The following is a 22,641-nucleotide window of genomic DNA, read 5'->3' as shown; positions in this document are numbered from 1 at the left end:
ATGTTCAAGGTCGCAGTCATAGGAGCGTCTGGCCTGCTCGGTCGCGCTGTCGTCGACGAACTGGCGGCTCAGCCGGACTGGCAAGTCGTCGGCACTGCCTTCAGCCGGCCAATGCCGAACACCGTCACGCTCGATGTCCGGGATCCGCGGGCAGTCGAGCAGTTTGTCGAGCGCGAAGCGCCGGATGCGCTCGTGATTGCCGCCGCCGAGCGTCGGCCGGATGTGTGCGAGCGTCAGCCGGAAGTGGCCCGCGCGCTCAATGTGGATGCCGTGCGCGCGATCGCCGCCGCCGCGCATCGCCGCGGCGCGTGGACGCTGTCCATTTCCACCGATTACGTTTTCGACGGCACTCATCCGCCCTATCGGCCGGATTCCACACCGGCGCCGCTCAATGCATATGGGCGCAGCAAGCTGGACGGCGAGCAGGCGTTGACCGACACGACCGACCTGGGCTGCGTGCTGCGCTTGCCGCTGCTGTATGGGCCGATTGTCGATTGGTCGGAATCCGCCGTGACGAGTCTCGTGCCTGCCATTGCCGCGTCGGCATCGGCGCAGGGCCAGGCGGCCAACATGGACGCATGGGCGATCCGCTATCCGACCTTCACGCCGGACGTCGCGTTTGTGATCCGGCAGATGCTCGAGCGTCACGCCGCGGGTGACGCGATTCGCGGCATCGTGCAATGGTCGGGCGACGAACCGATGACCAAGTACGAGATCGCCATGCGCCTCGCGCAAGCGCTGCAACTCGACGCGCGGCTCGTGCCGCAACACACGCCGGCCGATGCGACGCCGCGTCCGCATAATTGCCACCTGGCGTCGGACCGGCTGGAGCAACTCGGGATCGGCCGCCGCACGCCGTTCGATACGGCAATACGCGAGGTGTTGGCCGCCTTTCCGTGGCGCGGCGATACATCCGCCTGAACCGGATATCGCGATTTTTGCTCTGCAGGCATGCGCTGAACGTTGACGACCGCTCGAAGCGCACCAACGTCTCAGCAAAAATTCCTGCTAACGGAATGCAGCCCGCCCAGCAGATGCGACATATCGACGAGCCGTTGTGCGACCAGATGCCGGACCTCGCCCTGGCATTGCCATACTCCATACACAGCCAGCAGCGACGCACTGAGCGCTTCCTTGCGTTGCTTCTCGAGCAGGCTTGGCCACACGATGACGTTCACGTTGCCCGTTTCGTCTTCGATCGTCACGAACACCACGCCTTTCGCGGTGCCGGGACGCTGCCGCACGGTGACGAGACCGCAGCCTCGCGCAAGCCGGCCGTCGCGATAAGTGCGCAGCGTCGCAGCCGGCATCAACCGGTTTGCAAGCAACTGCGGGCGTAACAGTTCCAGCGGATGGCGCCCGAGCGTCAGACCCACTGAGCGGTAATCCGCCACGATGTCGTGTGCTTCGGAGGGCGCGCCGAGTTCGGGCGTTTCGTCCTCGACGGCCGCGATTGCAAGCATGTCCTTGTCCGGCACGGCAGCGACCGACTGCCAGAGCGCCTCGCGCCGGTTGCCGGCAAGCGAGACCAGTGCATTGGCGTCCGCCAGGATATGCAGGTCCCGGCGATCGAGCGCCGCGCGACGCGCGAGGTCTTTCGCGCTTGCGAACGGGCGCACCGCACGCGCATTCTCAATCCGCTCGGCTGTGCCCTCCTTCATGCCACGTAGCAGCGACAGACCCAGACGCACCGCAGGCCGTGCGGCATCCGCAATACGCTCAAGAGACGAGTTCCACCCACTGATAGTCACATCGACTGGCAGTACGCTGACACCATGCCGTTGCGCATCCTGCACGAGTTGCGATGGCGAGTAAAAGCCCATGGGCTGACTGTTGAGCATGGCGGCCAGAAATGCCTCGGGTTCATGGCATTTGAGCCAGCTGCTCGCATACACGAGCAGCGCGAAACTCGCGGCATGACTCTCCGGAAAACCATATTCGCCAAAACCTTTTATCTGTTCGAAGATGGCTTCCGCAAACGCAAGGTCATAGCCCCGCTCCTGCATGCCGAGCACAATGCGGTCATAGTATTTGCCGAGACCACCCTTGCGTTTCCACGCCGCCATTGCGCGCCGCAACTGGTCGGCCTCGCCCGCCGTAAAGCCTGCGGCGAGAATCGCGACCTGCATCACCTGCTCCTGAAAAATCGGCACGCCGAGCGTGCGGCCCAGCGCGGTCTCCAAATCCTTGCTCGGATAGGTGACCGGCTCAAAGCCCTGGCGACGGCGCAGATAAGGATGAACCGCACCACCCTGAATCGGACCCGGCCGCACGATGGCCACTTCGATCACCAGGTCGTAGAACGTTCGAGGCCGCATGCGCGGCAACATCGACATCTGTGCGCGCGACTCGATCTGGAAGACGCCCACCGTGTCGGCGGCGGAAATCATGTCGTAGGTCGCATCGTCTTCTGAGGGAATGTCCTGCATCTCGAAGCGCTCGCCGCGCTGCTCCGACACGAGGTCGAGCGTGCGCCGAATGGCCGACAGCATGCCGAGCGCAAGCACGTCGATCTTGAGCAGCCCCAGCGATTGGAGGTCGTCCTTGTCCCATTGGATGACGCTGCGCTCTGCCATCGCGGCGTTCTCAACGGGAACGAGGCGCGTGAGCTTGCCCCGGCTGATGACGAACCCGCCCGAGTGCTGCGACAGGTGCCGCGGAAAACCATACAGTTGCGCGGCGAGCGTGGCCCACGCGCGGATGAGCGGCGTTTGCGGGTTCAGCCCGCATTCCTCGAAGCGCTTCAGCAGGTCCGCACTGTTATCGAACCAGTGATGCGACTTGGCGACCGCATCGACTATCTGCATATCGACACCGAGCGCCTTACCCGTTTCGCGCAAGACGCCACGCGCCCGATACGTCGAGACCGCAGCGGCAATCGCCGCGCGGTCGCGACCGTACTTGCGATAGATGTACTGAATCACTTCTTCGCGCCGCTGATGCTCGAAGTCGACGTCGATGTCAGGCGGCTCCCCACGCTCTTTCGAGATGAAGCGCTCGAAAAGCATGTTGCCGCGCGCGGGGTCGACTTCCGTCACGCCGAGGCAATAGCAGACAGCCGAATTGGCCGCCGATCCGCGTCCCTGACACAAAATGTGCTGACTGCGCGCAAAGCGGACCAGGTCGTAGACCGTCAGAAAGTACGGTTCATATTGCAGGTCGGCAATCAGTTCAAGCTCGTGCTCGATCTGCTCCTGCACGTGGTGCGGAATGCCCGACGGAAAGCGCCGTTGCGCGCCGATGTACGTCTCCTGCCGGAGATAGGCGGTCGGCGTGAAGCCGGGCGGTATCAGTTCGTCGGGATACTCGTAGCGCAGTTCGTCGAGCGAGAAGGTGCAGCGCGCGGCGATGTCGACTGTCGCGGCAAGTGCCTCCGGCGAATACAGATTGGCCAGCCGCAGCCGCGAGCGCAGGTGCTGCTCCGCATTCGGCGCAAGCTCGTATCCGCATTCATGAACCGGCTTGCCGACGCGAATGGCGGTTATCGTGTCCTGCAGCGGTTTTCTTGAACGCACGTGCATGACCACTTCGCCGAGTGCGACCACCGGCACGTCCCGGTTGCGCGCGACGAATTCAACCGCGCCGCGGTGAATGTCGTCCATCGCCCGCTGATGAAGCACGAGGCCCACCCACGCGCGTGCGGGAAAGGTCTCGTCCAGCCATTCGACCTGGGCATCGAGCACATCTTCTTTTGCCGGGAAGGTCGGCACGAGAATGGCCAGGCAGTCCGGCAGGCCCAGCAGGTGCCGGTATTCCTTCTCCGGTCGCGACAGGTCCTGCGGCGTGAGCCGGTATTCGCCCTTCGGCGCGCGCGTACGCGCCAGCGTGATGAGTTCGGACAGATTGCCGTAGCCCTCGCGATTTTTCGCCAGCAGGATGAGTCCGAATGCCGGCGAGCCGTCGGCGTTCACCAGACGAAAGTAGGAGCCGACGATAAACGGCAGCTTCGCTTCTTTCGCCGCGACGTGCGCGCGCACCACACCGGCAAGCGAGCACTCGTCGGTAATGGCAAGCGCCGAGTAGCCCAGTTGCGCGGCGCGCTCAGCGAGTTCCTCGGCGTGCGACGCGCCACGCAGAAACGAAAAATTGGAGAGGCAGAAAAGCTCGGCATACGCCGGCAGCATGCTGAAGGTGGCATCCATGGCGCGTCATCCGAAAAGGCCATGAAGGAACCACCGCTGGTCTTCTTCGGCGTCGCGGCTGCTGACACGTTCGCGGTAAATCCAGTAGCAGCTCTGGTCGTCGGCCTGAGCGACGAAGTAGTCGCGTGTCACGAGTTCGCCGTCGAACCAGCCCGCCTCGATACGCTCCCCCGGCGACACCATGCGCAGCGGCGAGCCATAGAACGGACGATGCTGGCGCATTATCAAGCGCACCGGCGTATCGAGCATCCACGTGGGCCTCGGCAAGCCTTCCGGTATGACTGCGGGCTTCACCGGTTGCGTCACCGGCACCCAGCAGTTGGCGACTTCCGGCCGATGGTCGGGACTCGGCGCGGGCCGCAGCACGTTCTCGTCACCCAGCCGCGCGACCAGCAGTTCGAGTAGCCGTGCATGATCTTCCTTTGAGCCGCCGGGCTCGGGAAAAAGCGTATCGGAAGCCGGCGCAGCAGACTCCACTTTCGAGGCGTCCAGACGCAATGCGATAACCGGCGCGGTGAGCTCGATGCGATGCAAGCGCTCCTTCAGCAGCCTCACCAGGTGTTCTTCACGCCACGTTGGCTCGCCGAGGGCAATGTCGATGGTGGTGGGTTCAATGGCGTCGCGCCCCCGCTCGTGCTCCAGCAACAAACGTATTGCGGTGACCGCCAACTGCTTTGCGCAGAGCCAGCCGCACAACTGCACGATCAGCCGATGCGCGCCGAACACGGCGCCGTCCGCATGTTCGAGCCGGTCAGGCATTTCGATGCGCGCGGAAAACGTGGGCGGCAATTCGAGCCAGTCGAAGAGTTCCGGTGCGGTGCCGAATGCGCGGTCGAGCGAATCGAGCAGGTGTTCTCCGCAGCGCCGCTGCAACCCGGCGCGCGGCAGCCGGCGAATGTCGGCGATGGTTTCGCAGCCGAGCCCCGCGAACCAGTCGGCGAACTCGCGCACCTCGGGGACCGCGATCATGGGCAACGCGGCGAGGCGCTGCTCGAGCGTGGACAGCTTCAGCACGCGCCGCGCGCCCCGCCCCTTCGCATATCGCGCCAGCAGCCACGCGCCCTGGCCGGTCGGCGCGGCGCTCACGCGCGCGGTGAGACCGAGCGTGGCAAGCAGCGCCTTCGCCTCGCGGCACAGCGCAAGCAGTCCGCCAAAGAGGCGCAGGCTCGCGCCTATTTCCACGACGACGGTCGCTTCATCGAGCAGCGCGACTTCGGGCGAAAAGCGCATTAGCGCCACGCCGACCTCGCGTTGTGCGGACTGTTCGCGGGCGAAGTCGCGTTCGTGCATGTCCGTCTCGGGCGACAGCGTGAGCACGCCCCCGCGTTTCATGCCGAGCCTCACTCCGGCCGCGCGCGCGACGCTGTCCGCAATCACGACCTTGTCCTTCTCGAGCACGACACTGCCGTGAGCGGGCTCAGGCGACCACTTCGGCCTGAAAACTTCGAGCGGCAACTTCGGCAGGTGAACGGCGAGGAAGACGCGCATGTCGTGACAGCAGAACAGGAGTGGGTTGAAGGGGAATCGACAGGGGCTCCGCGCGCGAGGGCCCTCGTCGTTTCACGATGTCGACGGTCAGGCCGTCGGCAGATGGTTTGAGCGCCAGCCGCAATAGCGCCGGCGACGCGTCCTGAGCGCTCGCGAGCGGCCGCACCATGACGAAAAGCGTCTCCGACGACTGCGCCGCCAGATGCAGGCGCCGAAGCGACGAAGCCTGCGCATACTGCGCCCAGAAAATCAGCGCACCGCAACTGCCGGCACGCAGAATCTGTTCTGCCGACCACAGCGCGTCCGCCGTTTTCTGCGCCTTGACGCGCAGCACCTGCTCAAGCGACAGGCCGATGTAGCTGAGCCCGAGGCCGTCCGGTGTATGCGGGGGCTGGACGAACGCAATGGGCCGGTTGCCCGCGGCACTGAGTGCCGGGCGTAGCAGCCGCAGTTCGCCTACACCCGGCTGCTGCACGAGCAGGTCGACCAGTGCGCCCACTGGCCAGCCGCCACCAGGCAGTTCAGCCGATAGCGCCGGGTAGCCGGTGTCGACCACCTGCCCCCGGCCGCGCGCAAGCTGGGACGCCCGCCACAGGGACGGGTGTATCGCTTCGGGCGGTGGAGAAGAGGCAGTCATGGACGAAAAAACCTGTATGGATGTACAGTATCCTACACGGATTTTCGCGACGGGGAACAGGCACTTTTTTTGGGAACGAATGGAGGGACAGGTGTGTACCCAAGCTCGTGGGCCATCCATTCCAGAGAAAACGCCATACAGCAGGCACTTCCCGACGCACACCGCCATTGCGGCGATGTGCGGTCTGAATCTCAATGAACGGGCTGAAGCGCTGGGATCAAACCCGATCCAGATTCGCCGAAGCAAACGCCCAGTTCAAATGACGCGACACGGTCGCGACCAAATAATCCGGCCGGCGATTCTGATAATCGAGGTAATAGGCGTGCTCCCACACATCCACCGTCAGCAGCGGCACCTGACCGCGCGTGAACGGGGTTTCCGCATTGCTCGTCTTCACCACCGCGAGTTCGCCTCGATCGACCACCAGCCATCCCCAGCCGCTGCCGAATTGCGACGCCGAAGTGGCCACCAATGCTTTGGTCAACGCCTCCGTGGAGCCGAACTTGCGCTGGATCGCCGCCTGTAGCTTCTCGCTCGGCGCACTCGCATCCGGACTGAGCGAGTTCCAGTAGAAATTGTGATTCCACGCCTGCGCTGCGTTGTTGAACACGTCGACGAGCGCCGGCTGATCGTGCGACTGCATGATCAACTCTTCGAGCGACGCATTGGCGAGCGGCGTGCCGGCCAGCAGCTTGTGCAGATTGTCGAAGTACGCACGATGATGTTTGCCGTAGTGAATCCCGATCGTACGCGCCGAGATAACCGGTTCGAGCGCGTTGTCCGCCCACGGCAACGGCGGCAGAGTTTGCGGCGACGCGCCGAGATACGCCGGCACCCCACGCGAGCTTGCAGCCGTTGTAGCGGCCTGCGTGCTCGCGCCGAATGACATCTTCGAAAGCAGCACACCGACTGACGCCAGCGATCCGGTTGCCATCAGACGACGGCGCGACAAAGACGATTTGAGCATGTTTGAAATCCCCAGTAATGTGGCGCGGCGCTCATGATGTCCGCCGCACTCACACAACATTCCACGCTATCTGGCTATTCCATCGCGGCGGGGAATTATTTGCCGGCTTCTAACGGGACGATTGGGACGATCCGGAGCCTTGCGGCGCGTCGCTCTGCTGCTTCGCTTCGGTCTTCTGCTTCGCTTCGGTCTTCTGCTTCGCGTCGATCTTCTGCTTCGTGTCGGTCTTCTGCTTCGCGTCGTTCTGCTGATTCAAAACGCGCTTCTGCTTCGCATGGACCTTCTGCTTCGCAGCGAGCTTCTGCTCGAAGAGCGGCTTGCCGAATTCGAACGCCTTCGTGTAATCCGCCGTGTCCGGTTCGTCGTCTGTCGGCGAGCGCGGGATGTTGTCGGTTCTGCCACTCGTTACCGGACGTATGTCGAGCTTCAGACCGGACACCTGGCGCTTGACGGTGTCCGCGACCTCGCCGATGACAGCAGGCGTCACAGCACCCATCGGCTCGACCCCGTGTGTTGCGAACTGCGTGCGCAAGCCACTATCGGGCGTGAGAAACAGCGGACCTGCCGGGACCTTTTGCTCTTCGTCCTGATATTCCGTCAGCTCGTCGCGGTCGTTGAACCACAAGACGCAACCAAGGCACGGCGGCTTGGAACCCGCGGCGCGACCTTCCTTCAACATCTCGGGATAGTTCTTTTCGATCGTCAGCCTCACACTGATCTCGGCGTGGTGCCGGGACGGGTTGTCGGTCACGGTCAGGACGACATCGGGATTTTCGCCGAGCCAGTTGAACAGCTTCTGCGCGCGGCGCAGCTTGTCGTCTGTATTGAGCAACGGCGAAGCACCGCTTTGCGGCGCAGTACGAAGTTTTTCGGCAATGAATTCGCCGAGATGGTCCTTGAGCCTCGCTGCATCGCCGTAACGCCTCTGGAGCTTCTCGTTCGCTTCGCCATTGTTCATCGACATCACAATGCGATTGCTCGCACGGGACGCAACGGCCTGCAACTCGGTTCCGTGCAACTTCGGATTCCCGTCCAGAATGAAGCCCGCGAGTCGCGTCGAAGTCCGTTGACTATCGGAGTCATTCCTGGAGTATTTCCACTGCTCCGCAACGTCTTCTGGCGCGACCTTCGGGGCGCCGCCCTGGGTCTGCAAGCTCCACGCACGAAGTCCGCCGGACTTCACAGCGCCGGTTATCTGCTCGTGGAGCAACTGCGCGTTGTCGTCGGGCTCGATGCGCGACCCGGACTTCGACGCCGAAGCGGCGCTCTTCGACGCCCGTACTTTAAGCGGCCCAGGTGAGCCGTTGCTTTTGTCCGGCAAATTTGCCAGCGCCGCCGACGGCTCGCGCGCACTGCGCGGCTTCGCTCCTGACGACTGCGCAAGCGGTCTGTCACCGGCCGCTTTATCCGTCACCTCACCGGTCGCATTAGCGTTCGCATTAGTGGCCGCACTACTGTTCGCCCGCCCGTCGGGCACCCTGTGATCCAAGGGAATCCCTTTCAGCATCGTCTTTCTCCAATCCGCGTGATCTCGCGGTGCATCGCTGCTATCAGGCCGCGCCCGGAAGATTCAAATCGTCCTTGTGATCGTCGTACTCGGTTCCGGCAACTTCCTTCGCGCCGTCCTTGGCGATCTGCTTACCCGCTTCCTTCGCGGCCGCTTTGTTGATCACACCTTTGTTGGCCTGATACGCCGCGTTCAGTGCGGCCGACTCCGCGCCCTTGAGCGCCGTGCCCGCACCCGGCACGGTCAGCGCGCCGAGGGCCGCGCCGCCCACATCGAAGCCGGCCTTGATGCCGGCCTGCTTCATGTCGCCGCCTTCGAGCGCGGTGTCGGCGAGTTCGTAGCCGCTCGAAAGCGCCTGCGCGCCAACCGAGCCCGCTGCCGCCAGCTGGCTGATAAGCGGAATCTTGAGATCGGCGATCACGCCGAGCACCTTCGACACAACACCCTCGATCTTCGAGGCGATCGTGAGAAGTCCGTGCAGGAAGTCCTGGAACTGGCCGCCCTTCTTTGCTTTCGTGTCCGGCTGGTCGGCTTCGCCGTCCTGCATCGCGGCGACCGCGCTCGCGTCCTCAGCGCTCGACGGCGCCTGAGTCGCGTAGGTCGGCGCGGGCGTTTTGTTCATCGTCGAGGTGAATTTGTCGAAGTCCTTTTTCGAAATCTTGCCGTCGTCGGCGGCGTGGAAAAAAGAGCCGCTATTGCCGTGCAGCGCGTTGTCCATCATGCCGAACAGCATCGGATCGTTGAGCAGCTGCTTCGCGGCTTTCGCGACGTCGGGGTTCGGATCGTTCGACAAGGTCTTGAGCTTGTCGCGCGTCAGGTTTCCGTCCTTGAAGAACGCGTCGGAATTCGCCTGCATTGTTTTCACGGTGGCGGTTTCGTCTGCATTCAATTCGACGTTCGATGAAATCGCGTCTTCCAGCTTGCCGCGTTTGACCTTGCCGTCGGCGTTGCCTGCGAGCTTCTGCCAGTCGTCCGGATGATCGAGGTAATACTGGGCGGCCGCGATCACTTGAGGCGGGCGCTTTCCCTCGCTGCCCGTTCCGTCGACGATCTGCTGCAATGAGTCCTTCGTCACCGGGTCGGGCAGGTTGTCGGAATAGCGGTACAGCTCGCGCTCGGCGTCGTTAGCGGTCATGGGGCGGCCCTGCTTCGCGCCGCTGGTGTCGTCCGACGGAATGTAGTTCTTCTCGAACGAACTGGCCTGCTTCTGGTTCATCGCGATCAACGTGGGGGAGTTCGAAAGCGCTTTCACGTCGCCGCCACTGAACTTGCCGTCCGTCTTGCCGTTCTTGCCCGAGTCCAGCATCTGCTGCAAGCCGGGATCGTTCTTTACCGTTTGCAATGCCGCCTTCAGATCGGGCGGCGTTTTCGGATCGTTGATCTTCTTGTCGAGATCCGAGAACTTGAGCGTGCCGAGTTCGCCCTCGTGACGCTGCAACACGTTGAGCGCGTTTGCACGATCCGGCGACGCGGCCAGCTGCTGGTCCGCGAGTGTGCGCTTTATGTCGCCTGCGATGAACTTGCCGTCCGACTTGCCGTTCAATGCGCCGTCGAGTTGCTTCTGCAAGTCGGGATCGTTCTTCAGCGATTGCAGCGCCTGCTTCAGGTCGGGCGGCGTCTTCGGATCGTCGATCTTCTTGTCGAGATCGGAGAAGCTCATCGTGCCCAGTTCCTTCGAGTGCGCGTCGAGCACGCTCAACGTGTTCGAGCGCCGTTGGGCGAGTTGCTGAGCCTGCTGTTCTTCCGGCGTGGGTGCGGGCGATGCCGGGGACGCGCTCGCGTCGGCGTCGGCCGCCGCTGTATTGGCGGGCTCGGGTTGCGCGGCGACCGGCGCGGCCGCGCCGCTGTCATCGCCGGCAGCGTCGGCGCGCTGACCGTCCGCCGGTTGCATCGTGTTGCGCAACATGGGTCCGCTCGCGTTCGGCTGAGCGCCGCCCGCTTGCGCGAGATTGCGCAGCACGAGTCCGCGCGGCACGGTCTGGCCGTCAGGGGCGCCCGGCGCCTTGCCTCCAGCCGACGACGCATGCTTCAAACCCGTCAGCATCGCGCTGAACAATGCCTGCATTTCCGCCGAACCGGTGTCCTGCGTGTCGGCCGGCGCGCCGTTTCTCAGCGCCGCCGCTTCGGGCGTGCCGACATCGCTCGCGGTGTTGGCCTGCGGCGGCGTGGTTTGCGTCAGTACGCGCATATTCATTGTTAGCTTTCCTTGATGATTTCGGGTTATTGGCCGGACTTGCCCGCACCGCGAACAAGCAGTTCGATTCGCCGCGCGACGTTCGCGGACATTGGCGGCAGATGCTGGCGTGCAAAAGCCGCCTGCAACGCTTCATACTGTCTTCGCAGCGCCGCCGCCCGCGTCTGAAGCGCGGGGCGCAGTTGCAGCGTGATTTCGAACGCGTACGAAGCGTCCGCGGACAATTGGCCGTCCAGATAAGACATCAGCAGCAACTCACTTGCATACATAGCGCCGTTCCAGGTCGGACCGAAATAGCGGGATTGACAGGCGCCGGCCGTTCAGCCCCGCTGCCGTCCCGACTGCGTTGCCGCGCGGCGAGACCGTTACGCCAGAATCGTCGAAAGATTCGCAAGCCGCGACGCCATCTGCGGATCGCTTGGATGTTCGAACGCGTCGGAAAACGCCTCGGTCGCGGCTTGCGGTGTCTTCGCGTTCTTCACCGCGTCGATCGCGCCGCGTTGTGTCGTTTCCAGTTCCTGCTTGAGGAAGCCGTAGTTGGCGGCCTGGCTCGACGGATCGAGCGGCGGCTTCTGGCTTGCCGCGAAGTCGAGCAGACCTTGCTTGCGCGAGCCGCCCCACTGCGCGATTCCGTAGCCGTTGGCGTTGTCGTCGGCCATGTTGCCGCTCGGCTTGCCGATCGCGCCGCCCTGGTTGATGCCGGAGTTCATGCCTCCGCTCTCATGCCACAGATTCGCGACGACGCCGGCCGCCTGGTCCTTCGTCAGGCCGAAGTCTTTTTGCAAATTGGCCATGTAGGCGTCAGCAACCTGCTTGCTTTGTGCAGGCGTATTTGCAGTGGTTTGCGGCGCAGTGCTGAGACCGGTGCTGCCGCCATTCGACGATGCACCCGCTGCACCTGCTGCGCTCGCGGCGGAATCAGCGGCAGGCGCAGCAGACGACGCACCGCCGGAAGCCCCGGGCGCTAAAGCCCCGGCCTGGCCCGCTGCGCCTCCATGCGCAGCGCCAAGCCCCGCCAACACATGATGCCCGCCGTGATGCCCGCCGGCCCCCGCCATGCCCGAACCCTGATCCTGAGCGTCGTCGCTTTGCTTGAGCAATGCGAGCAGATCCTGCATGAACTTCGCGACGTCGTTGACCTGGCCATCCTGGCCCGCGCCGTTGCTGCTCGCACTGCTCGTGGAATTGCCGCCGTCGAGCAGGTTCGCGATATCGCGCAGCAGATTGCTGACGTCCGAGCCGTGCGAACGATCGTTGTCCGCATTGGGTAATCTGTTTGTCGACGTGCCGACGAAGTAATTACCGCTCGCTGTAGATATGGGATTCATGGCGTTCTCTTCTCTCGATGAGTGACAGACGCGTGACGCTCGACAGCGCCGCGTTTGCATCAAGATAGATTTCCCTCGGGCGCTGTTGCGTAGCGCGTGCGAAGCCGCATGCAGTGCGCCGAACCTGCGCGCCCGCAATCTGAAAATCGCCTGCTTCGAGACGGCCCGAGGCGATCGTAAGCGACTTGCGATGCGCGCTTCGCACGGCCGTGGTGCCGCTTCGCGTTACGTCATGCGCGAACGCTGGCCATGGGTATGGTGGAGTTCTCCATGTGAATCGCTCATCTTGAGCAACGCTGTCATGTTCATTCGCCGATCTTGTGTTTCTTGTGCCGTCCATTGCGCTTCGTTGTTCACCGGCGCAGCCCTCTCGATGACGTTTTCGGTTTTGACGCAAGCAGCCACCGGGTTCGAGCGTGTCGATGCACATTACGACGCCGCGGCGGAGCGGCATCGCGAGGAACGGTTGCGCGAGGAGCGGTTGTGGGAACAACGTCAGCAGGACGCGCGCCGTCAGCAGGCAATTCACGACGACTATCGCCAACGCAGTGAACACGCGCAACGCGCTCACGCCGCAAGCGAACGCGGGCAACTGGATTGACGCCGCCCATGTGCCTTCTAAAACCGCGCATTGCCGGCGCCGCCGTTTGTTCGCTCGTCATGTTTGCAGCAGCGCCCGCATATGCCGATTGTTTCGACGAAGCCGCCGCGTATCAGCACGTCAATCCGACTATCCTGCGTGCAATCGCCTGGCAGGAATCACACTATCGTGCGGACGCGGTTCACAAGAACGCAAACGGCTCGATCGACTACGGTCTCATGCAGATCAATTCGATCCACCTGAGCGCGTTAGCGCGCTACGGAATCGGTCAGGAAGCGTTGATGACGCCGTGCAAGAACGTCTACATCGCCGCATGGCAATTGCGCCGGCAGGTCGTCAAATACGGCAATACGTGGGCCGCTGTTGGCGCGTATCACTCGGCGACGCCCGCCTTACGCGACGACTACGCGCGTCGCATCGCCGCTATCGTCGAGCGGTGGAGTATGGGATCGGCATCGGCATCGGCATCGGCATCGGGAATGCCGGCTCCTTGACGTGCCGCCATGCGTCGAGCATGCGCTAAAGCCGCGGTTGCACATGGCCCACTTCGTGGCAAAGCACGACGCTTCGCGCGATCCGCTTGTCGCGGCGGGCCGCATCGCACAATGCAAATGAACGCACCACGAGAATCGTTTGTTCCTTCTTCTCTGTGAAATCAGCATGCCGACCATTCAATGCAGCGCCACCGTACTCGACGCTTTCCTATCCGTATTTTCGGGCGGCATGCGCATCGGAGCGCAGGCCGATCTCGACGACATGTTGCTCGCGTTGCGAACATGGCAGCCCGATTCGCCGCTCGCCGACGTACTCGAAGCGCGTCTGCATATCAGCCGCACCGACTGGCGAGAAGCGGCGCAACTGCTGCGTCAGGTGAGCGACCGGCACGCGGGTTTGCCGATCGTATCGGCGCTGCACGGCTTGTGTCTCTTCATGCTGCGCGACGACGAATGGCGGCGTCTCGGCGCGCAGGTTCTGGAGAGCGGCAATCAGACAGCAATCGCTATCGTCGGGCGGTTTCTCGGCGTGACGATCGAGCCGGGCGCGCACCCGTCGCTTCTCGCCGAGCGTGTGACCGAAGCCGTGCACGCCTGAAGCACCGGAAAAAATGCCGGTGTGACGCATATCGCGCACAACCGGCATTCAGCGTTTCGTTCCTGCATCCGTTACCAGAACTCGGTCAGGACTCGATCAGAATTCGATCACGCGCGGCGAAAGCAATACCAACCGTTCCATATGGCTATTCTGTTTCTGCCGATAGCGAAACAGTCCGCCCAGAAACGGTATCTTCGACAGGACCGGCACGCCCGATTCGCCATTGGTCTGGTTATCGATCCGATATCCGGCAATCAGCAGACTTTGCCCTTCCGTCACAACGGCTTCCGTGTTGATTTCGCTCGTGGCGATCTGAGGAATCTGGTCGGTGGTTTGTCCGGGCACGATCTGTCCGTCCTCGACATGCACCTGCAACTTGATTTGCGTCTTGCCTTCGTCGTCGGTGACCATTGGCAGCACCCGCAGCGTATTGCCGACCGACACGCTGAACAGATCGCTCGACGTGAACCCCGCTACCTTCACGAAGAAGCGCGTTTTGTTGTCCATGACCGCCTCGACGTTATCCAGCGTCGCGACCTTCGGGCTTGCGTCGACGCGCGCGAGATCGTCCTGTTCGAGCGCATTGACGCGCGCGAGCAGATAACGCCCCGCATCGCCCACCACCGCTGTCAGCGACAAGCCCGCCGGCGTCACGTTGGCAATCGTGTTGCCGTTCGCGTCGGTTCCCGTGAACGTCGGATTCAACTGGCCGTTAAAGCTGTTCGCACTCGTCACGCCGTTGCCCGTCTGAAAGTCGACGTGGCTGTTGTGAGCGCGCCAGTCCACACCGATCTGCTTGAGCGCGTTGTCGTTGATCTGAATGATGTTCGCCTCGATCTCGATCATGCGGCGCTTCACGTCGAGCCGGTCGATGAGCGGCTTGTACTGATCGACACGTTGCGGCAGATCCCGCACCAGCACCGAGTTCGTGCGCGGGTCCGCAATGATGACCGGCAACGAGCCCGCGCCGTCGGGTAGCGCGGCCGTGGACGGCGCGCCTCGTCCGCTCGCGTCGTTGCCGTTGTGCGCGCCTTGCGAAGGCGCGCCGACGGGCCCCGCCGCGCTCGGCAACGGCGCGCCGAACAGACCCGGCAACGGCGGATTGACGCCCGCGTTGTCGGGATACGGCGAGCCGCCGGAGGTTCCGCCCCGCACGTCCGCCATCGCGTCGACCGGTCGCACCGAAGGCGTCACATCCGGCGTCGCGCCACGCGAGTTGCCCTTCTTGTCGCTATCGTTTTGCGGGTGATACAGGCTCGACAGCACGCTCGCCACGCCAGGCACGACCACTGTCTTGCCGTCGATCACCACTTTATGATCGTCGGCCCAACCGTTTTTCAGCGGATACACGCGGACCTCGCTGCCGGTGCGCCGATTCGCGTTCTGATCGATGCGCGCCGCCACGTCGCTCACGAGTGACAAGAGCCGGCTCGGTCCGGTGACCAGGGCAACGCCCTGAACCGGGTCGTACACGATCGGAAAGCGGTCGGTTTCGAGGCCGATCTGCTTGAGCGTCTGACGCAGATTTTCCGTTCCGGCGAAGTCGAGGTTGATGACTCGCGTGGAGACGTCGTTGGCCGCGCTGATCGACAGCACGCTGCCGTCGTAGAACCACACAAAACCGAAGGTCGCGGCCATCGTGTCGATGAACTTGCGCGGCGGCAGGTTGAAGCGGCCCGACACCGTGCCCTGGATATTTGGCGCAATGGAAATGATGATGCCCTGGCTCGCCGCGAAATCGCTGAGTACGTCCTTCACGTCCTTGCTTTCCACAGAGATCTGCACGAGCCCCGGCCGCCATTTGATCGGCGCAGCGTGAGCGGTAGTGAGACAGAGAAGCAAAGCCGCGCCGATTGCACAGCGACCTAGTTTTGATTTCATGATGTTGTGGAAAGTCGGTGATTGAGATGACGTGCAGGCGTGATGCACCATTTCAGCGATTGAGCGTGTCGGAAGGTGCTTCGTTGAATTGGCGCCGATATCCGTTGACGAGGGTCGAGCGGTTACTCACACCCCACTTGCTGGCGGCTTCCAGAATGCCCCGCTCGCTGCCGCTCGCGGCTTGCAGTTCCGCGCGAATGCGCTGCATGCGTAACTGCCGGATGATTTCGCTCGGCGTCGAGCCGAGGCTGTTCTTGAAGGTGCTTTGCAACGCCCGATCGGTGACGCCGATCTCCAGCGCGATCTCGCGTATCGACAGATCCTTGCGTTCGAGATTCGCGACGAGAAAGCGATACGCGCGCCGGTATTTCGCCGGCAGGCGAGCGGCGATGTCGTCCAGTTGTTCCGGCGGACGCGCGGTGCGCTGCGTGTATTGCGCAAGCGCGCCGGCCTCGTCGCGCACGCAACGCAGCGCGTTGACCGCATAACGCGCGTAGAGCGTGAGCGACTCGCCGTTGCGGCCCTGCAAATGCCGCAGCTTTGCCAGACCGTACAGATATTCCAGTTGACGATGCCCTTGCCAGCCGCGGCTCTCCGCACTGAGCAGATTGATGATCGACTCCGCGAGTTGCGGCACGCCGCCTGCGAGACTCGCGAGCATCATCTCGAGACGCGCTGCGCGCTGATACGACGTCAATCCTTGCGCCGCGGCCCAGTTCAGATGCTCGTTGAGCGTGCGTTCCGCGTCGCGGCCGCCCTCGGCCAACGCATGCAATTGCTCGAGAAACTCAATGCGTCCACGCAGCAGCGGCGCTTTAACGCCCGCTGCTGCACGCCGCATCAGCGCGGCGGGCACCGACACCACCGAGCATTGCGCGTCGCCCGCGAACCCCGGTTGCCAGTAGCCGTGATCGGCAAGCTCGGCGTGCGAGCGCAGTTCGCTTTGCGTCGTCAGATCGAAGCGCACGGTGTCGATCAGATCGTGCCAGCCGGCCACGTTGTGAAACTGCGCGGCGTCGCTAGTAAGAAGGTTTTCGAGTTCGTCGAGCGCGAGACCCGCTTCGCGCAAACGGCCCAGATCGAACAACACGCAGAAGGTGCCGAACAAACCTTCGAGACGCAGCGCAGCGTCGCCGCCCGTATCTTCGACCACGCGTGTGAAGCACGCCATCGCCGTACCGAGCCGATGACGGAACAACGCCTGCCAGCCCGCATTACGGCACGACGCTGCTCGCATCTGCGAGCGCGATGCGCGCATTTTCTTTTGTGCCTGGCGAAACGATTCGTCGGCGTCGAGTTCCATGCCGAAGGTCATGTTCAGGTCGCCCTGCAATTGCAGCCATGCGGGCAGAATGTCTTCGTCGCACGATTCGACGTGGCGCGAGATCTGTGTCGACGCCGCCAGAATCCGGCCCCCGGCGATCATGTCATAGAGACCCGCCGGCGCCGCCGACGACGCGAGAACGGATACGAGAGGAAAGTAAAAGGTTGAAAACATGGCTTGCTCCGTAACAGGTCTTCAAGCGGACGTCGCGGCATGGAAATGCTTAGGCATCTTGATTGTCTGCGCACCGGACTTCGGCGGCATCGTCAGCGCCTTGCGACAACGGAGGTCAATTTAACAAAGCTGGATTCGCCAATTCTCAATAATCAGAGGAAAACGGTGATTATTAAAAATAGTTGAGAATTGGCGTGTCGCCGCGAGCGCGGCTTTACCGCAGCGGCCGTGAAGGTACGGTGGCGGGCGCATCCGCAGATGCTTTCGTCTCGCCCCGAGCGAGCGCTTCGAGGCTGGTTTTCAACAGACGCAGGTCGAGCTGATCTCGCACTTGCGTCACGAAGATGCCGGCGAACACGGCCATCATCAGCACGGCCACTGCGCCTTTGATCGGCTGGCTGAGCGCGCTGAGTTCGAGTTTCTGCGCCGATTTCGACGCGAGGTTCACGCCCATGTCGATCAGCAGCAGCACGAGCAGCATCGGCGCCGCAAGTTTGGCAACTGTTTGCATCAGCGTGTCGGTCTGGTGCATCACGAATGCATCGAGCACATTGACGGACGCCGGAATGGACGCCGAAACCGGCCACCACTTATACGACGCATACAACGCTTCCAGCAGAAACTGCATGCCGCCGAGCGACCAGAACGCAACCGTCGCGACCTGACCGAGCAGCGTGGCTGAAGGCGTGGATTGCTGCGATAGCATCGGGTTCTGCAACTGCGCGCTGTTAAAGCCGGTGAGATTGTCGAGATAGCTGCCCGCGCCTTCCGCGACCCAGAACACCGTCGACGCCGCAAAGCCCATCACGATGCCGATAAAGGTTTCGCGCAGACCGATTGTCAGCAGAGTCAGGCCGGTGAGCGACGCGCCAAACGAGTCCGGCTGACCCGCCGCGACGAACATGCTGAAACTGAGCGCGACGCCGTTGCGCACGACGCCTTGCAGCACGCCGTCGGAGGTAGGCGGAAACAGCGTCATCAGCGCGAACAGACGCAGCGAACACACGCCCCACACCGCCAGATACTGCGAGAATTGCAAACCGTGTTCGAGCAGATACGCGTTCATTTGCGGCCCAGTCGCGCAAGCGCCATTTCTTCGGTCTCTTCGTCCTCGGCGTCGGCGGCAATGCCATCCAGCACCGCTTCGAGCTTTTTCACGCGCTGCTCGCACATGTCGATGCGACCGCGATTCTGCGCGATGTCGCGACGCGCGGCGGCGATCTCTTTGTCTTTCGCGGCGATTGCGGCGCGCGCTTCGTTCAGTTCCGACTGCGCGTGCGCAAGCCGTTCCTCGACCGTTTCCGTATAACGGCGGATCGACGTGAAGTTGTCTATCGAGAACGGCTCGGCGCCGGTCATCATCGCCGCGATGCGCTGACGATACATGCGCACCACGGCGTCGAGCTCCGCGTGCCGTTGCGCGGCCGCGTCGGCTTGCGCGCAACACGCGGCGCGCTCGTTCTGCCGCTGGGCAAGTGCGCCACGCAAGGCTTCGTCCAACCGTTTTCGCCGCGCGCCCGACCGCTTGAGTGCCGTGATCTGCCGCTGCGCGCTCATACCGCCTGCCCTTGCGCGAGTTCGTGCAACGCTGCTTCCGTTGCGGCGGGATCGGCGTAGGAATCCGTCGCTTGCGAGAGAAACGCTTTCAGTGCGTCGATCTTTTCGATCGCTTCGTCCGCAAGCGCATTCGTGCCGGGCTGGTATTCGCCGATCTGCAACAGCATCTCGACCTCGCGGTGTTTCGCCAGCAGCTTGCGCAACCGTGACGACGACGCCATGAATTCGCGCGACACGACCTGCGGCATCACACGCGACAAACTGCCGAGCACGTCGATGGCGGGATAGCGATTCTGCGCGGCGATCTCGCGCGACAGAATCAGATGGCCGTCGAGCACGCCGCGCACTTCCTCGGCAATCGGGTCGCTGCCGGAATCGTCCTCGGCGAGCACCGTGTAGAGCGCCGTGATCGAGCCCGTCTCGCCCATACCCGCGCGCTCAAGCAAGCGCGGCAGCTCGGCGAAAATCGACGGCGGAAAGCCGCGCCGCGCGGGCGGCTCGCCGGCCGCGAGCCCGATTTCCCGGCCGGCTCGCGCAAAACGCGTGAGCGAGTCCATCATGAGCAGCACACGCTTGCCTTCGTCGCGAAAGTGTTCGGCGATCGCGGTCGCCACATAAGCCGCCTTCGATCGTTCGATCGACGAACGGTCCGACGTCGCGCACACCACGACCGAGCGCGCCATGCCTTCGGGGCCAAGAATCAACTCGACGAATTCGCGCACCTCGCGGCCACGTTCGCCGATCAGCGCGATCACGTTGATGTCGCATTGCGCGCCGCGCGCGAGCATGCCGAGCAAAGTGCTTTTGCCGACGCCGGCCGGCGCGAAAATGCCCATGCGCTGGCCCTCGGCGAGCGTCGTCATGGCGTCGATCACGCGCACGCCGGTTGCCATCGACGCCTCGATCATGCGGCGATTCATCGGGCTCGGCGGGTCCGCGAAAATCGGCCGGTAACGGTCGATGTCGATCGGCCCGAGTCCGTCGATCGGCTCGCCGAGCGCGTCGATCACGCGGCCGAGCAGTTTGTCGCCCACCTTGATCGACAGCGGCCGGCCGAGGCCGACCACCTGTGTCGAGCGCGACACATCGGACAGGCGCGAGAACGGCGAGACGAGCGCGTAGTCGCGCGTGAAGCCGATCACTTCACCGTGCTGCATCAGCCGCCCGCCGGGCGCGCGCAGTTCGCACAGTTCACCGAGCTTCAGATCGATGCCTGCGACCTTGATCAGCGTGCCGATCACTTCCACGACCTTGCCGACCTGGCGGATCGACACGCTCGCGAGAATCTCCCGTTCGATCGCGTCGCTCAGTTGCCGCAAACCCGCGCCGCCCAGCAGGCCGTCGTGCGTGGCCGCGGCTTTGTCGCGCGCAGGTGTTTCGAGTTCGATCATGCGCTCCAACCCTCTTCAACAGGCAAGGCTTGTGCGGGCGCCGCAACGGATTCATCCACCGACGCCCGCAACGCACGTTCGACCGCCGCGCGCAACGTGTCCAGTTGCGTCGACAAACCGGCATCGACGATGCCGACATCGGACTCGCATGTGCAGCTGCCGGGCGCGAGCCGCTTGTCGCCGAGTACGCTCAACGCAACGGGACGGCCCAGCTCGCGCCAACGGCGCTCCAGATCGCCGAACGCCGCGCGCGCGGCGTCGAGATCGCCAGGATGCACGCTCACGCGCAGATAGGTCGAGCCTTCGACAATCCGGTCCACTGCACCCAGCGCCTGCGCGAACAACGCCTGCGCACCCTGCCCGCCGACGATCTGCTCGACCGCCAGCATCACGATTTCGGCCATGCGCTTGCTGAGTTGACGCTGCAGACGGTGAGCGTCGTTGCTGACATTCGCGACCCGCTGGAGCCAGTCGGCGAGCCCTTGCGCCATGCCGTCGCGATAACCCGCCCCGGCCGCGTCGGCGCGTTCGCGCGCCGCTTCGGCCACGAGCGCGGCGGCTTCCGCGCGTGCGGCCTGTAATAGCTGCTCGCGCTCAACGTGCGCGGCGGCAAGAATCGCCTGACGCTCGGCTTCGGCGCGCCCATAGACATCGTCGACGCTCGCCAGCATGCCGAACGTCTCGCGCGCGACGATGTCCTCGTTCACGCCATAACGTGTCTCGCCGAGCGCGTCGGTTGCATCCGCGATACGTGGATGACTCAGCCAGATAACCATGGATACTCCGGCAAAAACTCCGCAAGCCGCGCGTGCAGAACACCTGTTCCGCTTTCGTCGAGCGCGGCGGGCACGGCATCGAGCCACGCAGCGTGCCGCGTGTCGTGCGGCAATGCGAAGCGCAGCAGCGCGCAGGGCACGTCGCCCGCTTGCGGCTCGCGCGTGAGCAATGCGTAGCCCTCCAGCGCGAGTTGCGTATGATCGAGCGACTCCAGCGACGGCACCGCCGCCGCGCCCAGCACGCGCGTCAAATCGGGCGCGGCAAGCGTGTCCGCAGCGGTCGAGCCGGTAATGCGGTCGAGCGGACATCCGGCCCATTGCGCGAGCCGCACACGCGTGTTTCTATCGATCAGACGACGCACCTGCGCGCGCCGCAGCAGCAGCGCGCGGATGCACAGCGCGGCAAGACCTTGCTCGATCGGCAGTGCATCGAGCCGCGCCGCCGGCACGCCGATCAGCCGTTCGAGCGAGGGCGGCGCAAACGGCAACGCGCGCATCAGCGCAAGCGATACGTCTTCGCACGGACCGTGTTGCAGCCGTTCACGCAACGCAAGCGCGTCAGCTTCGCCAAGACCCAATGCGCGCGTCAGCCAGGAACCGTGGACCCAGCGAATCGCCATGCGCAAGTTCTGCTCATAGCTCGCAAGCATGCCCGCCAGGTGATCGGCATTCGGTCCGAGACGAACGTGGCCGCGATGGCCGCCGTGCAATAAGCCGGCGCGAGGCTCGACATAGGGGGCGACGCGGGAGGCGACGTGGGGGGCGACATACGAAGCCGGCATGTTCATGCGGAGCGCCGATCCTTGCGGCCGAGTCGCTGCGACAAAGCACCGGTCAAATTCGACAGCGGCCCGAAGCGCCGCTGCAACGCGTCGCGGAACGCAAAGCCGAGCGCGAGACCTACCAGCACGACTACGAGCAGCCCCGCGCCAACCCACGGCCAGACCGAACCATGCGCGTCGCTGCGGCGGCTCAGATCGACCTGGTCGGCTGCCACACCGGTCACGCTGACCTGTTCGTACGACAAGCCTTCCACACTATGCACGACCAGATTCTTGATCTGCGGCACGAGCGAGTTGAGCGCAAGACCCGGCCGATACTTGATGAACACCGACGCCGACGACGGCTTCACTTGCTGCGCGAGCGGATCGTTGTTCGGAATCACGATCTGCACGCGCGCCACCAGTACGCCGTCGATGCGGGACAACGTGCCCGACAGTTCCTGCGACAAGCCGTAAATGAACCGCACGCGTTCTTCGGTCGGCGTTGAAACCAGACCGTCTTTCTTGAACAGGTTGCCCAGATCGTCGAACTTGCTGTGCGGCAGGCCGTTGTCGCGCAGTACTTCCATTGCGCGAACCATGTCGTCGTCGCTCACTTGCAGTGAGTAGGTCTTGCCGCCGTCCGCGGTGGTCTTCTCCGCGCTCACGCCGCGTTCCAGAAGCGCGACCGTCATTTCGTTCACGTCCTGCTCGCTCAGATTGCCGTACAGCTCCTTCTTGCAACCCGCGAGCAACGCACATGCAACGCACAATACGACCATCGCCGCGCGGCGCCAGCGCGCGTAGTGCCATGGTCCGAA

At 63.6% G+C, this 22,641-nt stretch carries 20 protein-coding genes; 4 read left to right on the top strand and 16 right to left on the bottom strand.

The annotated features are described in order from the left end of the window. The gene (locus tag ACTJLB_RS03940; protein ID WP_408199714.1) at positions 1–921 is read left to right on the top strand and encodes a dTDP-4-dehydrorhamnose reductase family protein; all 921 of its coding nucleotides are present in this window, start codon (positions 1–3) and stop codon (positions 919–921) included. A gap of 71 nt (positions 922–992) precedes the next feature. Here the strand turns inward: ACTJLB_RS03940 and ACTJLB_RS03935 are convergent, their stop codons facing one another. The 8 genes from ACTJLB_RS03935 to ACTJLB_RS03900 all read right to left on the bottom strand — a co-directional run bounded on the left by ACTJLB_RS03935 (position 993) and on the right by ACTJLB_RS03900 (position 12,263). After that, positions 993–4,142: an error-prone DNA polymerase gene (locus ACTJLB_RS03935; RefSeq protein WP_440782554.1), complete on the bottom strand. Its 3,150-nt coding sequence runs from the start codon at positions 4,140–4,142 to the stop codon at positions 993–995. Positions 4,143–4,148: 6 nt separating this feature from the next. Continuing rightward, on the bottom strand, positions 4,149–5,630 hold the full coding sequence (locus tag ACTJLB_RS03930; RefSeq protein WP_310359439.1) for a Y-family DNA polymerase: 1,482 nt from the start codon (positions 5,628–5,630) through the stop codon (positions 4,149–4,151). Continuing rightward, positions 5,560–6,267, bottom strand: a complete 708-nt coding sequence (gene imuA, locus ACTJLB_RS03925; protein WP_027779232.1) for a translesion DNA synthesis-associated protein ImuA — start codon at positions 6,265–6,267, stop codon at positions 5,560–5,562. The genes ACTJLB_RS03930 and imuA overlap by 71 nt, the downstream gene beginning before the upstream one ends. Positions 6,268–6,484: 217 nt before the next feature. Then, the gene (locus ACTJLB_RS03920) at positions 6,485–7,102 is read right to left on the bottom strand and encodes a superoxide dismutase (protein ID WP_218779312.1); all 618 of its coding nucleotides are present in this window, start codon (positions 7,100–7,102) and stop codon (positions 6,485–6,487) included. 241 nt (positions 7,103–7,343) lie between these two features. Further along, positions 7,344–8,741: a hypothetical protein gene (locus tag ACTJLB_RS03915; protein ID WP_440782552.1), complete on the bottom strand. Its 1,398-nt coding sequence runs from the start codon at positions 8,739–8,741 to the stop codon at positions 7,344–7,346. Between the two features lie 43 nt (positions 8,742–8,784). Then, entirely contained in the window at positions 8,785–10,935 is a 2,151-nt protein-coding gene (locus ACTJLB_RS03910; RefSeq protein ID WP_440782551.1) for an HrpF/NolX family T3SS translocon protein, read from the bottom strand. A 26-nt stretch (positions 10,936–10,961) separates the two neighbouring features. Next, the gene (locus ACTJLB_RS03905) at positions 10,962–11,204 is read right to left on the bottom strand and encodes an anti-sigma factor family protein (RefSeq protein WP_020070002.1); all 243 of its coding nucleotides are present in this window, start codon (positions 11,202–11,204) and stop codon (positions 10,962–10,964) included. Positions 11,205–11,300: 96 nt separating this feature from the next. Further along, the gene (locus tag ACTJLB_RS03900; RefSeq protein WP_440782550.1) at positions 11,301–12,263 is read right to left on the bottom strand and encodes a phage tail tip lysozyme; all 963 of its coding nucleotides are present in this window, start codon (positions 12,261–12,263) and stop codon (positions 11,301–11,303) included. Between the two features lie 373 nt (positions 12,264–12,636). Between ACTJLB_RS03900 and ACTJLB_RS03895 the strand changes: the two genes are divergently transcribed. The 3 genes from ACTJLB_RS03895 (at position 12,637) to ACTJLB_RS03885 (ending at position 13,956) form a co-directional block, all read left to right on the top strand. After that, the gene (locus tag ACTJLB_RS03895) at positions 12,637–12,864 is read left to right on the top strand and encodes a hypothetical protein (protein WP_440782549.1); all 228 of its coding nucleotides are present in this window, start codon (positions 12,637–12,639) and stop codon (positions 12,862–12,864) included. A gap of 8 nt (positions 12,865–12,872) precedes the next feature. Next, the gene (locus tag ACTJLB_RS03890) at positions 12,873–13,358 is read left to right on the top strand and encodes a lytic transglycosylase domain-containing protein (RefSeq protein ID WP_392395373.1); all 486 of its coding nucleotides are present in this window, start codon (positions 12,873–12,875) and stop codon (positions 13,356–13,358) included. A gap of 166 nt (positions 13,359–13,524) precedes the next feature. Further along, positions 13,525–13,956: an HrpB1 family type III secretion system apparatus protein gene (locus ACTJLB_RS03885; protein ID WP_088175036.1), complete on the top strand. Its 432-nt coding sequence runs from the start codon at positions 13,525–13,527 to the stop codon at positions 13,954–13,956. Positions 13,957–14,052: 96 nt separating this feature from the next. Here the strand turns inward: ACTJLB_RS03885 and sctC are convergent, their stop codons facing one another. The 8 genes from sctC to sctJ all read right to left on the bottom strand — a co-directional run bounded on the left by sctC (position 14,053) and on the right by sctJ (position 22,602). Beyond that, complete coding sequence (sctC, locus tag ACTJLB_RS03880) at positions 14,053–15,837, bottom strand: type III secretion system outer membrane ring subunit SctC (protein ID WP_440782547.1); 1,785 nt, start codon at positions 15,835–15,837, stop codon at positions 14,053–14,055. 52 nt (positions 15,838–15,889) lie between these two features. Continuing rightward, entirely contained in the window at positions 15,890–17,335 is a 1,446-nt protein-coding gene (locus tag ACTJLB_RS03875) for a helix-turn-helix transcriptional regulator (protein ID WP_020070009.1), read from the bottom strand. A 214-nt stretch (positions 17,336–17,549) separates the two neighbouring features. After that, positions 17,550–18,401 (bottom strand): type III secretion system export apparatus subunit SctT, encoded by an 852-nt coding sequence (sctT, locus tag ACTJLB_RS03870; RefSeq protein ID WP_131320338.1) that lies wholly within the window; start codon positions 18,399–18,401, stop codon positions 17,550–17,552. After that, positions 18,398–18,892 (bottom strand): type III secretion protein, encoded by a 495-nt coding sequence (locus ACTJLB_RS03865; RefSeq protein WP_440782545.1) that lies wholly within the window; start codon positions 18,890–18,892, stop codon positions 18,398–18,400. The genes sctT and ACTJLB_RS03865 overlap by 4 nt, the downstream gene beginning before the upstream one ends. Then, a complete protein-coding gene (gene sctN / locus ACTJLB_RS03860; protein WP_440782544.1) occupies positions 18,889–20,283 on the bottom strand; it encodes a type III secretion system ATPase SctN in 1,395 nt (464 codons plus the stop codon). Before sctN ends, ACTJLB_RS03865 begins: the two co-directional genes overlap by 4 nt. Next, positions 20,280–21,059, bottom strand: coding sequence for a type III secretion system stator protein SctL (gene sctL / locus ACTJLB_RS03855; RefSeq protein WP_087751649.1), 780 nt, complete (start codon positions 21,057–21,059; stop codon positions 20,280–20,282). The genes sctN and sctL overlap by 4 nt, the downstream gene beginning before the upstream one ends. Further along, positions 21,044–21,847: a type III secretion protein HrpB4 gene (locus tag ACTJLB_RS03850; protein WP_440782542.1), complete on the bottom strand. Its 804-nt coding sequence runs from the start codon at positions 21,845–21,847 to the stop codon at positions 21,044–21,046. The genes sctL and ACTJLB_RS03850 overlap by 16 nt, the downstream gene beginning before the upstream one ends. After that, positions 21,844–22,602, bottom strand: coding sequence for a type III secretion system inner membrane ring lipoprotein SctJ (gene sctJ / locus ACTJLB_RS03845; RefSeq protein ID WP_440782831.1), 759 nt, complete (start codon positions 22,600–22,602; stop codon positions 21,844–21,846). The genes ACTJLB_RS03850 and sctJ overlap by 4 nt, the downstream gene beginning before the upstream one ends. Positions 22,603–22,641 lie beyond the last annotated feature (39 nt).

The organism is Paraburkholderia sp. 22098, from assembly GCF_052045935.1.
GTDB lineage: Bacteria > Pseudomonadota > Gammaproteobacteria > Burkholderiales > Burkholderiaceae > Paraburkholderia > Paraburkholderia caledonica.
This window is presented reverse-complemented; position numbering and strand designations above follow the sequence as displayed.

Bases quoted from the DNA above. Each gene is read 5' to 3' on its own strand.
- ACTJLB_RS03940 (WP_408199714.1), top strand. From the start codon at position 1: ATGTTCAAGGTCGCAGTCATAGGAGCGTCTGGCCTGCTCGGTCGCGCT.
- ACTJLB_RS03935 (WP_440782554.1), bottom strand. From the start codon at position 4,142: ATGGATGCCACCTTCAGCATGCTGCCGGCGTATGCCGAGCTTTTCTGC.
- ACTJLB_RS03930 (WP_310359439.1), bottom strand. From the start codon at position 5,630: ATGCGCGTCTTCCTCGCCGTTCACCTGCCGAAGTTGCCGCTCGAAGTT.
- imuA (WP_027779232.1), bottom strand. From the start codon at position 6,267: ATGACTGCCTCTTCTCCACCGCCCGAAGCGATACACCCGTCCCTGTGG.
- ACTJLB_RS03915 (WP_440782552.1), bottom strand. From the start codon at position 8,741: ATGCTGAAAGGGATTCCCTTGGATCACAGGGTGCCCGACGGGCGGGCG.
- ACTJLB_RS03910 (WP_440782551.1), bottom strand. From the start codon at position 10,935: ATGAATATGCGCGTACTGACGCAAACCACGCCGCCGCAGGCCAACACC.
- ACTJLB_RS03905 (WP_020070002.1), bottom strand. From the start codon at position 11,204: ATGTATGCAAGTGAGTTGCTGCTGATGTCTTATCTGGACGGCCAATTG.
- ACTJLB_RS03900 (WP_440782550.1), bottom strand. From the start codon at position 12,263: ATGAATCCCATATCTACAGCGAGCGGTAATTACTTCGTCGGCACGTCG.
- ACTJLB_RS03895 (WP_440782549.1), top strand. From the start codon at position 12,637: ATGACGTTTTCGGTTTTGACGCAAGCAGCCACCGGGTTCGAGCGTGTC.
- ACTJLB_RS03890 (WP_392395373.1), top strand. From the start codon at position 12,873: ATGTGCCTTCTAAAACCGCGCATTGCCGGCGCCGCCGTTTGTTCGCTC.
- ACTJLB_RS03885 (WP_088175036.1), top strand. From the start codon at position 13,525: ATGCCGACCATTCAATGCAGCGCCACCGTACTCGACGCTTTCCTATCC.
- sctC (WP_440782547.1), bottom strand. From the start codon at position 15,837: ATGAAATCAAAACTAGGTCGCTGTGCAATCGGCGCGGCTTTGCTTCTC.
- ACTJLB_RS03875 (WP_020070009.1), bottom strand. From the start codon at position 17,335: ATGTTTTCAACCTTTTACTTTCCTCTCGTATCCGTTCTCGCGTCGTCG.
- sctT (WP_131320338.1), bottom strand. From the start codon at position 18,401: ATGAACGCGTATCTGCTCGAACACGGTTTGCAATTCTCGCAGTATCTG.
- ACTJLB_RS03865 (WP_440782545.1), bottom strand. From the start codon at position 18,892: ATGAGCGCGCAGCGGCAGATCACGGCACTCAAGCGGTCGGGCGCGCGG.
- sctN (WP_440782544.1), bottom strand. From the start codon at position 20,283: ATGATCGAACTCGAAACACCTGCGCGCGACAAAGCCGCGGCCACGCAC.
- sctL (WP_087751649.1), bottom strand. From the start codon at position 21,059: ATGGTTATCTGGCTGAGTCATCCACGTATCGCGGATGCAACCGACGCG.
- ACTJLB_RS03850 (WP_440782542.1), bottom strand. From the start codon at position 21,847: ATGAACATGCCGGCTTCGTATGTCGCCCCCCACGTCGCCTCCCGCGTC.
- sctJ (WP_440782831.1), bottom strand. From the start codon at position 22,602: ATGGTCGTATTGTGCGTTGCATGTGCGTTGCTCGCGGGTTGCAAGAAG.